The following is a 13,611-nucleotide window of genomic DNA, read 5'->3' as shown; positions in this document are numbered from 1 at the left end:
TCAACCCCCTGCCATCGTGCGGGCGATCTCGGTCGCCGAGTCCCCCGCCCTCTTCAGAACCACGGCCACCAGCGCGAGCGCCAACAGCGTGAGTACGAGCATGATCGTCGACACCGCGGCGATCTCCGGACGCAAGCCGCTGCGCAGCGCGCTGAGCACGTAGACGGGCCACGGCGTCGTTCCCGACACCTGCACGAACGCCGACACGACCGTGTTGTCGAGGCTCAGCGTGAACGAGAGCAGGAACCCGGCGAGCACGGCCGGCATCGCGAGCGGCAGCGTGATCTTGAGGAACGTGCGCACGGGCGGCGCGTAGAGGTCGGCCGATGCCTCCTCCAGGCGGGCGTCGAGCCCGACCAGCCGCGCCCGCACGATGTACGACACGATGGCGATCGAGAACAGCGACTGCCCCACCACGAGTCTCATCGTGCCGTCGTTGAAGATGCCTATCCCGGCATCCTGCCCGAGGAACACCAGCCACGGCAGCAGCGCGACCGCGTCGACGATCTCGGGCGTGACCGACACGAGCAGCAGAAGCCCGAGGAACCACCACACCCACCTGCCGGGATTGCGTGCCATCGCGATGCCCGCCAGCGTGCCCAGCGCGGTGGCGAGCAGAGCCGCAAGCAGACCGGTGCGCACCGACACGAGCACGGCATCGCGGATCGCGGGCTTGTTCACGATCGCGAGGAACGAGTCGAAGCCGAAGTGGTCCCAGGACACCAGCAGGCGCCCGACGTTGAACGAGTACGCGATGATCACGAGAATCGGCAGGAACAGGAACAGGAACACCAGCGCCGCCCAGATCGGCAGCACGAAGCGTCCTGCGCCGCGGCGCACGCGCGGTGCCGTCATGGCGGTCTTCGTATCGGTCATGATCCCTCCCCCAGGACGAGTCGGTTGCGTTGTCTGAGCGGCAGGGTCACGAGCCAGAGGAGTCCGGCCGCGACCGCGATCGAGAGCATGATGACGATGATCAGCAGCACGGCCATCGCCGAGCCCAATGCCCAGTTCTGCGCGGTCTGGAACTGGCTCGCCACCACCTGCCCGATCATGTTGCCCTTCGCTCCGCCCAGCACGGTGGCGGTGATGTAGTCGCCCATCAGCGGGATGTACACCAGGAGCACGCCGGCGATGATGCCGGGTCGGGCCAGCGGCACCGTCACCCGCAGGAAGGTCGTGATGCTGTTCGCACCCAGATCCTTGCTCGCCTCGCGCAGCGGCCCCGACACCCGGTCGAAGGCGACGAACAGCGGCAGGATCATCAGCGGCAGGTAGTTGTAGACGACGCCGAGGAGCACGGCGCCGCGCGAGTACAGCAGGTCGAGCGGACCGGGAATGACCCCGATCCCCTGCAGCAGCTGCGAGAGCCAGCCCTCGGGCGCGAGGATCACCTGCCAGCCGATGGTACGCACCAGGAAGTTGGTCCAGAACGGCACCATCACCAGCGCGAGAAGCAACCCCCGCTTCGAGGGCGGTGCCTTCACCGCGATCCAGTAGGCGACCGGTCCGCCGATCACGAGGCACAGGGCCGTGCCCAGGATGCCGATCCACAGCGTGTTCAGGAACGTGCTGAAGAAGGTCGGCGAGAGCGCCTCGAGGTAGCGGTCGAACGAGAGGTGGTCGAGCGCATGCGTGGCGAAGATGCTCGGCTTGTATCCGAAGCTGAACACGATCACCATGAAGATCGGGGCGACGAAGAAGACGAGCAACCACGCCCAGGCCGGGATGGCGAGACCGAACTTGAGCTTAGGCACCGGCAGCCGCCTTCATCGAGTTCCAGATCGAGACGACGCGGTCCTGTGCGTCCGTCAGCTTGCCCTCGTGCATCGTGGCCACCTGCTCCTCGTCGAAGAACACCATGTCGAGCCGTTCCAGCCCCGCGGCCTCCGCCTCCTCCCGGATCCCCGAGATGCCGGTGTCGTAGCCGATGTAGTCGACCTGTGCGAGCTGCACGTCAGGCTGCAGCACGAAGTCGATGAATGCGTGTGCCGCCTCCGGGTGCGGGGCACCGGCGGCGATCGCCCAGTTGTCCATCCACAGCTCGGTCGCGGGGCTCCCCAGCACCCACTGCCACCGATCGGGGTCGTCGGACTCGAAGATGCCGAGCCTCGCGTCGCCGTTGTAGGACTGCAGCAGCGCGTGCGAGGCCTGCGGGATCGACGAACCTCCCGGGTACGAGTCGAACGCCGAGATGTGCGGCGCGAGGTCCTTCACCAGGAACCTCTCGACGGCGTCGAGGTCGTCCGGGTCCGTGGTGGTCCAGTCGATACCGTTCGCCCAGAAGTAGATGCCGAGCAGCGGCGCCGGATCGTCGAGCACCGAGGTCGAACCGGAGGCCTCGTTCTGTGCGGCGTCGATGAAGTCGTTCCAGGTCGTGAGCTCTCGGGAGATCACCCTCTTGTCGTACACGAAACCGGTCGTCCCCCATGCCTTGCACACGGAGTACTCGTTGCCCGGATCCCACGAGCGCCCGCGGAACTCCGGCGCCACGTGCTTCATGTTCGGCAACAGGTCGAGGTTGAACTTCTGCAGGAGGCCGTTCTCGGCCATCGGTCCGACGAAGACGCCGGTCGGCACCACGATGTCGTAGCCCGAGGTGCCCCGCGCCGCGACGAGCTTGGCGATCAGCTCTTCGTTCGAGTTGAAGGCGTCGAGCACGATGCGCGGGCCGCTCTCGGCTGTGAACTGCTCGAGCACTTCCGGCGCGTCGTAGTCGCCCCAGCTGTAGATCGAGAGCTTGTCCTCGAGCGGTCCCCCCTTGGCGTGCACGGCCGCGGCGTTCTGGCCCGGTGCGCACGCGCTGAGCACGACCGCGCCGCCCGCCATGATGGCGGTGGCGAGGAAGCCGCGCCTGGTCAGCTCGGTGCGGATCACCCGCGCGGCGCTCCGGTGCGCGAGCACCCGCACCGGAGGCGTACCGGTCACCGGCCGCCGTCCTTGGGCAGGGTGATCACGTGCGTCGCCGTCGTGGGGATGCCGTCCGCGGCGAACAGCCGTGCATCCGCGGGATTCCAGACGCAACGGACCTCGTCGTCGACTCCGACCTCCGGCGCGGTGGGCGCCGGCATGCGCGAGAGGAACGTGGCATCCTCGCCGATGCGCACCGCGACCTGCAGTGTCTCGCCGAGATGCGAGACCCCGAGCACACGACCGCGGACCCCTGCACCCTCGCCCTGTTCCAGGCGGACGTACTCGGGCCGGATCGCAGCGACCGCCGGCTGACCGGCGGCGACCCGCTCGCCACCCCAGCGACCGGCGATCACGCCGATCGCCGTGTCGACGGCCTCACCGTCGGCACGCACCGTGCCGTGCACGAAGTTCTGCTGCCCGATGAACGAGGCGACGTAGGCCGACGCGGGCTCCGCATAGATGGCCGCGGGCGCATCGAGCTGCTCGATCCGTCCCGCGCGCATCACCGCGATCCGATCGCTCATCGACAGCGCCTCGGCCTGATCGTGCGTGACGAACACGAAAGTCGTACCGAGGCGGGCCTGCAGAAGCTTGAGCTCGAGCTGCATCTCCTCGCGCAGCTGACGGTCCAGCGCCGCGAGCGGCTCATCCAGCAGGAGCACGCTCGGCCGGTTGATGAGCGCCCGCGACAGCGCGATCCGCTGCTGCTGGCCGCCGGAGAGCTGCGTCGGCTTGCGATCGGCGAACGCCCGCAGCTGCACCATGTCGAGCGCTTCACTCACCCGCTCCCGCTGCTCGGCTTTGGGAACGCGCCGTTGCTGCAGACCGTAGGCGACGTTCTCGGCGACCGTGAGGTGCGGGAACAGGGCGTAGGCCTGGAAGACGGTGTTGACCTCGCGCCGATAGGGCGGCAGGTTCAGGACACTGCGGCCGGAGATGAGGATGTCCCCGGCATCCGGATACTCGAAGCCCGCGATCATACGCAGCGTGGTCGTCTTCCCACAGCCCGACGGACCGAGGAGCGAGAGGAACTCGCCCGGTTGCACGTCGAGACTCAGGTCGTCGACCGCGATGGCGGTGCCGTACCGCTTGGTCACGCCATCGATGCGGACCGCACCGGTGACGGTGGGGGCGTCGAGTGTCGCCGTCGACGTTCGGGTGGTGTCGGGCATGGAGCCTCCCCATTGAGATTCGCTTGCCGCGAGTCTGACACAGGAAAGTCGCCAGGTATAGCGAAATCGGAAGTCTCTTGATCGATTCGCAACGATATCCGTTGCGAATCGTCGAAGTCGCGACCGATTAGCGCTGATCAGATGAGGAAGCCGCGCAACAACGCCTCGGATCCGGCGAGGTGATCGCGCATTGCGGCCTCGGCCGCATCCGGGCGTCCGGCGAGGATCGCCGAGACGATGCCCTCGTGCTGCGCGCCCGAGTGCTGGATATTGCGCGGCATCAGCGGGAAGGTGTCGAGCCAGGCGTTCACATCCGCCCTGTTCTCGGCGACCAGAGCGACGAGCGAGGGGATGCCCGCGGCCTCGGCGATCGACAGGTGCAGCAAAGTGTCCAGGCGCCGGTATTCATCCGGCCCGGCCGGCAGAGCCGCCTCGTGCCGCGCCCAGAGGTCGGCGCGCGTCGCGGCGTCGAGCGATCGGCTCGCCGCGGCACGCACGGCACCGGTCTCGAGCACCAGGCGCAGCCCGAGCACATCGTCGATCTCCTCCGCGGTCACGGTGCCCGACACGGTCGGGTGCGGCAGCGGATCGGCGACGAACGTCCCTCCGTACCGGCCGCGCCGTGGGAGCAGGTAGCCGGTGTCCGCGAGTTCGCGGATCGCCTCGCGCACGGTGTCGCGACTGACCCCGAACGATGCCGCGAGCTCGCGCTCGGGCGGCAGCGATTCCCCCGGAGCGACGACGCCGAGACGGATCGTCTGCACGAGCCGGGCGACCGTGTCCTCCAGGGCGTTGCCGCGCCGCAACGGCCGGTAGACCGCTCTGCGCACCTCGACGAGGTCGCCGTCGTGGGGGTGCTCGCTCATGCCTTCACCCTGTCACAGCGAGGTGAGGGGCGCTCACAGCGGGGTGACGTAGGCGTTCGTGATCCCGCCGTCGACGACGAAGGCGCTCGCCGTGATGAACGACGAGTCGTCCGAGGCGAGGAAGGCGACCGCCGCTGCGAGTTCCGTCGGCTCGGCGAAGCGTCCCATCGGCACATGCACGAGGCGCCGCTGCGCCCGCTCCGGATCCTTCGCGAACAGCTCCTGCAGCAGCGGGGTGTTCACCGGTCCGGGGCACAGCGCGTTCACCCGCACTCCTTGGCGCGCGAACTGCACCCCCAGCTCGCGGGACATCGCCAGCACGCCGCCCTTCGACGCGGTGTAGCTGATCTGCGAGGTCGCCGAACCGAGCAGCGCGACGAAGGAGGCGGTGTTGATGATCGACCCGCGTCCCGCCGGCACCATGTGCCGCAGCGCGGCGCGGCTGCACAGGTACACGCTCTTGAGGTTCACGTCCTGCACCCGATCCCACGCCGGGAGCTCGGTCGTCTCGATCGAATCGTCGTCCGCCGGTGAGATGCCCGCGTTGTTGAAGGCGATGTCGATACGTCCGAACTCCTCGGCGACGCCGTCGAACAGCGCATTTACCAGGTCTTCGTCGGCGACGTCGACCCGGCGGAACACCCCACCCACCTCGGCAGCCGCCGTCTCGCCCGTGGCCGGATCGACGTCGGCGATCACGACGAACGCACCCTCCGCTGCGAAGCGCTGCGCGGTGGCGAACCCGATTCCGCTCGCGCCACCGGTGATGATGGCGACGCGGTCCTTCAGTCGCTGGGTCAGATCGATGCTCATGTGGGTTCTCCGTTCCGGATGGGGTGGGTTGCACGACGATCAGGATTCATCGGTCGCGAAGAAGACGTTCTTGGTCTCGGTGAAGTGCTCCGCGGCGTCCGGCCCGAGCTCGCGCCCCAGCCCCGACGCCTTCATGCCGCCGAAGGGCGTGGAGTACCGCACCGAGGAGTGAGAGTTCACCGACAGCACGCCGCTGCGCACACCACGCGCGACACGCACCCCGCGCCCGAGGCTCTCGGTCCACACCGAGCCGGCGAGACCATAGGCCGTGTCGTTCGCCAGGCGGATCGCGTCGGCCTCGTCTTCGAAGGGCATCACCGCGAGGACGGGACCGAACACCTCCTGCTGGGCGATGCGGTCGGCGGAAGCCGCGAGCACGACGGCCGGCGCGAACCAGAAGCCGTCTCCCTCGGGCGCGCTCCCGCGGAACGCGATGTCGGCGCCGTCGAGGAACGAGGCGACGGTGTCGCGGTGCCCCGCCGAGATGAGCGGCCCCATGTCGGTGTCCTCACGCGCGGGGTCGCCCACGCGCCACGCGGTCACGGCCGGTTCGAGCAGCTCGAGGAAGCGGTCGTACACCGAGCGCTGCACCAGGAGCCGACTGCGTGCGCAGCAGTCCTGGCCGGCGTTGTCGAACACCGAGCCCGGGACTCCCGCCGCCGCCCGCTCGAGGTCGGCATCGGCGAAGACGATGTTCGCGCTCTTGCCGCCGAGCTCGAGCGTCACGGGCTTGAGCGCCCTGGCGCATCCGGCGGCGACCTCGATCCCGACCCCAGTCGAGCCCGTGAAGACCACCTTGCGCACATCCGGATGCTCGACCAGGCGCTGACCGACGACGGAGCCCGAGCCCGTGACGACCTGGAACAGCCCCTCGGGGAGCCCCGCCTCGAGCGCGAGCTCGCCCAGGCGGATCGCGGTGAGCGGTGTGAGCTCGGCCGGCTTCAGCACCACGGCATTGCCCGCGGCGAGCGCCGGCGCGAACGCCCAGGACGCGATCGTCATGGGGAAGTTCCACGGCACGATGACGCCGATCACGCCGTAGGGGTCGTGGAAGGTGACGTCGAGGCCACCGGCCACCGGGATCTGATGCCCGGACAGCCGCTCCGGGTCGGCGGAGTAGTAGTTGAGCACCTGGGCCACGTGGCCGGCTTCCCAGCGGGCGGAGCCGATCGGATGCCCGGAGTTGAGTACCTCGAGCTGCGCCAGTTCCTCGGCCGCGCCCTCGACCGCACGGGCGAACGACCGGAGGGCATCGGCCCGCGCGACCGGGGCGAGCGCCGCCCATCGGCGCTGAGCAGCGACGGCGCGGGCGATCGCGGCATCGGTCTCGGCGGCATCGGCACGGGCGACGTCGCGGATCGCTTTCCCGGTCGACGGGTTGATGACTGTGAACGCGCTCATCGGGCGCCCTCCTTCCGCCGCGCGGCGAGCGCACGAGCCTCTGAGACGAGATCGGCGAAGAGGCGCCGGTCGTCGGCGTTCTCCTCCGGATGCCATTGGATGCCGACGATGTGGCCGGCCGAGGTGTCGACGAACGCCTGCACGAGTCCGTCGTCGGAGTGCGCAGCCGCGACCAGCCCTTCCCCGAGGCGATCGATGCCCTGGTGGTGGTAGCTGTGCACGCGCACGCCGCCCGCACCGAGCACCTCGGCGAGCGCGGTGTCGTCCGAGACCTCGATGTCGTTCTCGGCGAAGACGCCGCCGCCGAGGCGGTACCGCTCGGTGCCGAGCGATTCGGGCAGATGCTGCTGGAGTGTGCCTCCCCGTGCCACGTTGACGAGCTGCAGCCCTCGGCAGATCGCGAGCACCGGGATGCGTCGTCGCTCGGCCGCACGGAACAGCGCCAGCTCCCACGCGTCGCGGTCGACGCGTGCGGGATCGGTGAGCGGATGCCGCTCCTCGCCGTAGAGCTCGGGGGCGACATCCGCGCCTCCGGAGAGGATCAGGCCGTCCATGCCGGCGATGGCGGCCTCCGCCGACGCCGGGTCCTGCGGCGGCAGCAGCAGCGCGATGCCGCCGGCATCCGTCACCCCGGTCAGATACTGCTCGGGCAGGAACGCCGCCCGCACATCCCACACCCCCTGCTGCGCCCGCTCGAGATAGGTCGTGACACCGATCAGCGGGGCCAGGTCAGAGCCGCTCGAAACCACGGATGCGCTCCCAGTCGGTGACGGCGGCGTCGTAGGCCTCGACCTCGATGCGCGCCTGGTTCAGGTAGTGGTCCACGACGTCGTCGCCGAACGCCGCGCGGGCGATGGATGATTCGCTGAACAGCTGCGCCGCCTCTCGGAGGGTGGTGGGCAGGTGCTCGACGCCGGCTTCGTAGGCGTTGCCTGTGAAGCACTCGGGCAACGGCAGCTCGTTCTCGATGCCGTACAGGCCCCCGGCGATGATCGCCGAGATGCCGAGGTAGGGGTTCACGTCGCCGCCCGGCACCCGGTTCTCGACCCGCAGGCCGGAGCCGGAGCCGATCACGCGCAGCGCGCAGGTGCGGTTGTCGATGCCCCAGGCGACGCCGGTCGGGGCGAAGCTGCCCTTCGCGAACCGCTTGTACGAGTTGATGTTGGGCGCGTAGAGCAGGGTGAATTCGCGCAGGGTCGCGAGGATGCCGGCGATCCAGTGCTCCATGATCGGGCTGAACCCATGCTCGCCGTCCCCCGCCATGACCGGGGTGCCGTCGGCGGCACGTAGGGAGAGATGGATGTGGCAGCTGTTGCCCTCGCGCTCGTTGAACTTGGCCATGAAGGTGAGTGCCTGTCCGTGCTGCTCCGCGATCTCCTTCGCGCCGTTCTTGTAGAGCGCATGCTGGTCGGCGGTCTCGCGCACCTCGGCGTAGCGGAACGCGATCTCCTGCTGCCCCAGGTTGCACTCCCCCTTCACGCCCTCGCAGTACAGTCCCGCGCCGTCCATGCTGTTGCGGATGTCGCGCAGCAGGGGTTCGAGGCGCGTGGAGGCGAGCAGGTTGTAGTCGACGTTGTAATCGGTCGACGGTGTGAGCCCCTCGTACTTGCGGGCCCAGGCTTCGCGATAGGTGTCGTCGAAGACGATGAACTCGAGCTCGGTGCCCGAGAACGCTGTCCAGCCCCGCTCGGCGAGACGGTCGCGCTGCCGATCGAGGATGGCTCTCGGTGAGGGCCCCACCGGTTCACCGTTCCCCCACACCAGATCGGCGATCACGAGCGCGGTTCCATCGAGCCACGGGATGCGGCGGAGGGTCGCGACGTCGGGCCGCAGCACCATGTCGCCGTACCCGCGATCCCATCCCGACATCGCGTAGCCGTCGACCGTGTTCATGTCGACATCGACCGACAGCAGGTAGTCGCAGGCTTCGGCGCCGTGATGCAGGATGTCCTCCTGGAACAGCCTCGCGGAGACCCGTTTGCCGACCAGCCGTCCCTGCGCATCGGCGAAGGCGACGATCACCGTGTCGATCTCGCCGGCGGCGATGCCGGCATCCAGCTGCTCGATGCTCAGGTTTCCCGACATCTTCTCGCTCCCGTCGTCGTGGTGAAGCGATCGGCCGACCGGCTTCGCCCTCAGAGTAGATCACCTCGGCGTCTAAAGGTAGACGAAACCACCATTGACTGCCACAATCATCCGCAAGGTGCACCCGGCGCCTGTGTGCATGCGAACGGAGAGGGGATGTCTGAGCAGAGCAGTGAGTCCCGCAAGGTCGCTGGGGCGACCTATACACGTGCCGGAAGCGAGTACTTCGAGAAACGGACGCTGAAGAGATCCGCCGGCGTCTGGGGACTGTGGGGGCTCGCGGTCGCAGCCGTCATCTCCGGCGACTTCTCCGGATGGAACTTCGGTATCGACTTCGCGGGCTTCGGCGGGATGCTGATCGCCTTCGTGATCCTCGTCCTCATGTACTACGGCATGATCTTCGCGATCGGCGAGATGGCCGCGATGATGCCGCACACCGGCGGCGCCTACTCGTTCGCCCGTTCCGCGATGGGCCCGTGGGGCGGCCTGGTGACCGGCGCCGCCGAGACCATCGAGTACGTGGCGACCACGGCGGTGATCGTCTACTTCTCGGCGTCGTATGCGAACGGCATCACGAGCGAGCTGCTGGGGCTGGAACTGCCGGGGTGGCTCTGGTACCTGATCCTCTACGTCGTCTTCATCGCGCTGAACTCCGCGGGCGCGGCGATCTCCTTCCGCTTCGCGATCGTCGTGTCGATCATCTCGATCGGCATCATCCTGGTCTTCTCCCTGATGGCCATCTTCTCCGGCGCCTTCAGCTGGGACGCTCTCTGGAACATCGCGCCCGATCCGGGCCAGACCGAGTTCCTGCCACACGGGGTGCTGCCGATCCTGTTCGCCCTCCCGTTCGCGATGTGGTTCTTCCTCGGCATCGAAGAGCTGCCCCTGGCCGCGGAGGAATCGCACAATCCCACCCGCGACATCCCCAAGGCCGGATTCTGGGCTCGCGGCACCCTCATCGTCACGGGTCTGCTCGTGCTGTTCCTGAACACGGGCGTGATCGGGGCCGAGGCCACGGGCACCGCCGGCGAGCCCCTGCTCGACGGCTTCCGCGCGATCGTCGGCGACCAGCTCGCCGCGGTGCTCGCCCTCTTCGCCCTGATCGGACTGCTCGCGTCCCTGCAGGGCATCATGTTCGCCTACGGCCGCAACATGTACTCACTGTCCCGTGCGGGCTACTACCCGCGGTTCCTGTCCCTCACCGGCAAACGACAGACCCCCTGGGTGGCTCTCGTCGTGGGTGCGGCGATCGGCTTCGTCGCCCTCATCGTGCTCGATGTGCTCGCGGCCGTCGACGCCGAGGGCGCGGGTTCGGTCGCCGGTGCGATCGTGCTGAACATCGCGGTCTGGGGTGCCGTGCTCGCCTACGGCCTGCAGCTGGTGTCGTTCATGATCCTGCGGAAGAAGTATCCGAACGTCGACCGCCCGTACCGCAGCCCGTGGGGCATCCCCGGTGCGGCCGTCGCGCTGGTGATCGCCGCGCTCATCTTCGTCGGATTCCTGCTGAATCCGACGTTCGGACCGGCGATCATCGCGATCGCGATCGTGTACGTCGTGATCCTGCTCGGGTTCGGGCTCTTCTTCCGCCACCGTCTGGTGCTCTCCCCGGAGGAGGAGTACGCGATCTCGGGCGGCTCGCACGGCGATCCGCAGACCGAGGGCTATGACGCCATGGAGGGTGAGGTGTTCGACGACAGCGGCCGGTGAGTCCGCGCACAGCGCCTCGACGAGTCGGTCGGGGCGCTGTGTCGTGCCCGACCCCGGAGCGCTCTACTTGCGGTCGAAGTCGAAGGCCTTGAGCAGCTCGACGACGGCCTTGTCGCGCTCCTCGCCGCCCTCGTCGAACATGTGCGTCACGTGCGTACGGAGGTGGTTCTCCAGCAGCAGCCGGTTCAGCGACTCCAACGAGCGCTGGATCGCACGGGACTGCGTGATGATGTCCATGCAGTAGTCCTCGTTCTCGATCATCCGCGCGACGCCGCGCATCTGCCCCTCGAGGATGCTGGTGCGGTGCAGCGCACGCTTCTTGATGTCTTCGATCACCCCTTGAGGGTACTCGTCTCTCCGGGTGTGCGGCTGTCTGCGCACCGAGACACCGCACCGTCGCCGGTCGGGACCGTCGGGGCAGCACCGTGAAAGGATGACGTCATGCCGCGAACACCGATGACGCAGCTCTCGCCCGCCGACCAGGAACGCCTCCGCGCGCTCCGACGCATGAAGGCCGTCGCCCTCGGGGCTCTGGTGTTCATGGCCGTCGTGTTCGTGTTCGCCTTCGCGTTCCAACAGCGGTTCGACGGGCTCGCCTATGTGCGCGCTGCGGCCGAGGGCGGCATGGTGGGTGCCCTCGCAGACTGGTTCGCGGTGACGGCGCTCTTCCGCCGTCCGCTCGGGCTGCCCATCCCGCACACCGCGATCATCCCGAACCGCAAGGACGAGATCGGCCGCTCCCTCGGGGAGTTCGTGGAGACGAACTTCCTCGCAGCCGACGTGGTGCGCACCAAGCTGTCGAGCACGCGGATCGCGCTCCGCGCCGGTGAATGGCTGCGCGAGGCCCCGCACGCCGAGCGGGTGGGCACCGAGGGGGCGACGATCGCCACGGCCGTGCTCAATGCGCTGAGCGACGACGACGTACGCGACCTGATCACCGACCTCGCCCGCGAGCACCTGGTCGATCCCGAATGGGGTCCGCCCGCCGGAGCGTGGCTGGAGAAGATCGTCGAGGCGGATGCCCATCATGGCGCTGTCGACCTCGCCGCCGACAGCATCGCGCGCTGGCTCGACGCGAATGCCGAGTCGTTCAGCGGCCTCGTCTCCCGACGCCTCCCCGGGTGGGTGCCGAAGCTCGCGCACCGGTTCATCGACGACACCGTCTATCACGAGGCCGTCAAGTTCGTGCACGCCGTGCAGGCCGACCCGCGCCATCCGGCTCGTCTCGCCGTCGACGGCTACCTGGCGCGTCTGGCGGACAGCCTGCAGAACGATCCGGCCACGCGCGCGAAGCTCGAGAACGCCAAGGCCTCGCTGTTCGACAGCCCCCGTGTCGGCGCCCTGGCCGCCGAGGCCTGGAACACCGCGAAGAACGGCCTGCTCACGGCCCTCGCCGATCCGCAGAGCGGTCTGCGCCGCCGCGCCGTGCAGGCACTGCAGGAGGTCGGCGAGCGCCTCACGACCGATACCGCGTTGCAGAATCGGGTCGACACGTGGGTATCCGACGCCGCGGTCTTCCTCGTCGACCGCTACCGGCACGACATCGCCTCGATCATCACCGACACCGTCGAGCGCTGGGATCCGGCCGAGACCACCGAGAAGATCGAGCTCATGGTCGGCCGCGACCTGCAGTACATCCGCCTGAACGGCACGTTCGTCGGCGCCCTGGCCGGTCTCGCCATCTTCTCCATCGCCCACGCCCTGATCCCCGGAGTCTGACCATGTCCCCCTCCTCCCGACAGCTGAGTCACGACCCGCTCTGGCCGCGCGCCGGATCCTGGGCCGCCTTCGACACCGCCGCCGACGCCGTGCTGCTCGGCGTACCCACCTGGCGCACCTCGCTCTCACCGACCGGAGCCCACGCGACTCCGGCCGCCATCCGCGACGCCCTCCCCCGCTACGGGACGACTGTGATGGGGCCTCCCATGGTCGAGCTCGATGACGTGCTGCGCATCGCCGACGCCGGTGACGTCGCCGACCCGGACGGTTCCGCCGGCGAAGCGAGGGTCATCTCCCGCGTGCGCGATCTCGCCGCGGCCACGAGACTCGTGATCGCACTCGGCGGCGACAACTCGCTCACATATCCCGTGGCACTCGGCGCCGAGGCGACGGGACTGATCACCTTCGACGCGCACTTCGACCTGCGCGACGGCGTCTCCAACGGCACGCCCGTGCGGCGTCTGGTGGAGGACGTCCCCGGCTCATCCTCGCTGCACACGTCTCGGATCGACCCGACGAGGATCGTGCAGATCGGGATCGCCGACTTCGCGAACTCGGCCGCCTACGCCCGGCGCGCCGCCGACTGGGGCATCCGCGTCATCACACTCGACGAACTGCGCCGCCGCGGCATCGACGACGTGGTCGCGGAGGCGGTGGAGGTCGCCGGCGCCGGAGCCGATCCGCGCGTCCATCTCGACATCGATGTGGACGTGTGCGACCGCTCCGTCGCGCCCGGGTGCCCCGCGAGCGTTCCCGGCGGCCTGCAGGCATGGGAGCTTCGGGCCCTCACACGTGCCGTGGCTGCGGACGCCCGCGTCGTGAGTGCCGACCTCGCGGAGGTCGATGCGACCGCCGACGCCGACGATGCCCGCACCGTGCGGCTCGCGGCGCTGTGCGTGCTGGAACTGCTCACCGGGCTCGCCGCTCGCGGCTGA

General features: G+C 68.8%; 13 protein-coding genes. 3 read left to right on the top strand and 10 right to left on the bottom strand.

Going from position 1 to position 13,611, the window contains the following annotated elements; translation table 11 throughout:
* The 9 genes from ACLFA2_RS14150 to ACLFA2_RS14110 all read right to left on the bottom strand — a co-directional run bounded on the left by ACLFA2_RS14150 (position 1) and on the right by ACLFA2_RS14110 (position 9,250).
* The gene (locus ACLFA2_RS14150) at positions 1-876 is read right to left on the bottom strand and encodes an ABC transporter permease (RefSeq protein ID WP_021199969.1); all 876 of its coding nucleotides are present in this window, start codon (positions 874-876) and stop codon (positions 1-3) included.
* Positions 873-1,757, bottom strand: coding sequence for an ABC transporter permease (locus tag ACLFA2_RS14145; protein WP_426621501.1), 885 nt, complete (start codon positions 1,755-1,757; stop codon positions 873-875). The genes ACLFA2_RS14150 and ACLFA2_RS14145 overlap by 4 nt, the downstream gene beginning before the upstream one ends.
* Entirely contained in the window at positions 1,750-2,928 is a 1,179-nt protein-coding gene (locus ACLFA2_RS14140) for a polyamine ABC transporter substrate-binding protein (protein WP_426621500.1), read from the bottom strand. The genes ACLFA2_RS14145 and ACLFA2_RS14140 overlap by 8 nt, the downstream gene beginning before the upstream one ends.
* Positions 2,925-4,085, bottom strand: coding sequence for an ABC transporter ATP-binding protein (locus tag ACLFA2_RS14135; protein WP_021199972.1), 1,161 nt, complete (start codon positions 4,083-4,085; stop codon positions 2,925-2,927). The genes ACLFA2_RS14140 and ACLFA2_RS14135 overlap by 4 nt, the downstream gene beginning before the upstream one ends.
* A gap of 137 nt (positions 4,086-4,222) precedes the next feature.
* A complete protein-coding gene (locus ACLFA2_RS14130) occupies positions 4,223-4,951 on the bottom strand; it encodes a FadR/GntR family transcriptional regulator (RefSeq protein WP_136024173.1) in 729 nt (242 codons plus the stop codon).
* Positions 4,952-4,984: 33 nt separating this feature from the next.
* Complete coding sequence (locus tag ACLFA2_RS14125) at positions 4,985-5,764, bottom strand: 3-oxoacyl-ACP reductase (protein ID WP_021199974.1); 780 nt, start codon at positions 5,762-5,764, stop codon at positions 4,985-4,987.
* 39 nt (positions 5,765-5,803) lie between these two features.
* Positions 5,804-7,165: an aldehyde dehydrogenase family protein gene (locus tag ACLFA2_RS14120; protein WP_426621499.1), complete on the bottom strand. Its 1,362-nt coding sequence runs from the start codon at positions 7,163-7,165 to the stop codon at positions 5,804-5,806.
* Positions 7,162-7,914 carry a gamma-glutamyl-gamma-aminobutyrate hydrolase family protein gene (locus ACLFA2_RS14115; protein WP_426621498.1) on the bottom strand — a complete coding sequence of 251 codons (753 nt, stop codon included), beginning with the start codon at positions 7,912-7,914 and terminating at the stop codon, positions 7,162-7,164. Before ACLFA2_RS14115 ends, ACLFA2_RS14120 begins: the two co-directional genes overlap by 4 nt.
* A complete protein-coding gene (locus ACLFA2_RS14110; RefSeq protein ID WP_426621497.1) occupies positions 7,895-9,250 on the bottom strand; it encodes a glutamine synthetase family protein in 1,356 nt (451 codons plus the stop codon). The genes ACLFA2_RS14115 and ACLFA2_RS14110 overlap by 20 nt, the downstream gene beginning before the upstream one ends.
* 156 nt (positions 9,251-9,406) lie before the next feature.
* On the opposite strand from ACLFA2_RS14110, the gene ACLFA2_RS14105 reads away from it, so the two are divergent.
* Entirely contained in the window at positions 9,407-10,957 is a 1,551-nt protein-coding gene (locus ACLFA2_RS14105) for an amino acid permease (RefSeq protein ID WP_021199978.1), read from the top strand.
* 63 nt (positions 10,958-11,020) lie between these two features.
* On the opposite strand, the gene ACLFA2_RS14100 is transcribed toward ACLFA2_RS14105, so the two are convergent.
* Complete coding sequence (locus ACLFA2_RS14100; RefSeq protein ID WP_021199979.1) at positions 11,021-11,293, bottom strand: metal-sensitive transcriptional regulator; 273 nt, start codon at positions 11,291-11,293, stop codon at positions 11,021-11,023.
* 105 nt (positions 11,294-11,398) lie between these two features.
* On the opposite strand from ACLFA2_RS14100, the gene ACLFA2_RS14095 reads away from it, so the two are divergent.
* Entirely contained in the window at positions 11,399-12,676 is a 1,278-nt protein-coding gene (locus ACLFA2_RS14095; RefSeq protein WP_347123194.1) for a DUF445 domain-containing protein, read from the top strand.
* A gap of 2 nt (positions 12,677-12,678) precedes the next feature.
* Positions 12,679-13,611, top strand: a complete 933-nt coding sequence (locus ACLFA2_RS14090) for an arginase family protein (RefSeq protein WP_347123196.1) — start codon at positions 12,679-12,681, stop codon at positions 13,609-13,611.

Origin of the sequence: Microbacterium sp. As-52 (genome assembly GCF_049949185.1) — a bacterium.
In the GTDB taxonomy this organism is placed as follows: Bacteria; Actinomycetota; Actinomycetes; order Actinomycetales; family Microbacteriaceae; genus Microbacterium; species Microbacterium maritypicum_A.
This window is presented reverse-complemented; position numbering and strand designations above follow the sequence as displayed.

Coding starts and splice junctions, on each gene's coding strand:
- ACLFA2_RS14150 (WP_021199969.1), bottom strand. CDS start 876: ATGACCGATACGAAGACCGCCATGACGGCACCGCGCGTGCGCCGCGGC.
- ACLFA2_RS14135 (WP_021199972.1), bottom strand. CDS start 4,085: ATGCCCGACACCACCCGAACGTCGACGGCGACACTCGACGCCCCCACC.
- ACLFA2_RS14130 (WP_136024173.1), bottom strand. CDS start 4,951: ATGAGCGAGCACCCCCACGACGGCGACCTCGTCGAGGTGCGCAGAGCG.
- ACLFA2_RS14125 (WP_021199974.1), bottom strand. CDS start 5,764: ATGAGCATCGATCTGACCCAGCGACTGAAGGACCGCGTCGCCATCATC.
- ACLFA2_RS14120 (WP_426621499.1), bottom strand. CDS start 7,165: ATGAGCGCGTTCACAGTCATCAACCCGTCGACCGGGAAAGCGATCCGC.
- ACLFA2_RS14110 (WP_426621497.1), bottom strand. CDS start 9,250: ATGTCGGGAAACCTGAGCATCGAGCAGCTGGATGCCGGCATCGCCGCC.
- ACLFA2_RS14105 (WP_021199978.1), top strand. CDS start 9,407: ATGTCTGAGCAGAGCAGTGAGTCCCGCAAGGTCGCTGGGGCGACCTAT.
- ACLFA2_RS14095 (WP_347123194.1), top strand. CDS start 11,399: ATGCCGCGAACACCGATGACGCAGCTCTCGCCCGCCGACCAGGAACGC.
- ACLFA2_RS14090 (WP_347123196.1), top strand. CDS start 12,679: ATGTCCCCCTCCTCCCGACAGCTGAGTCACGACCCGCTCTGGCCGCGC.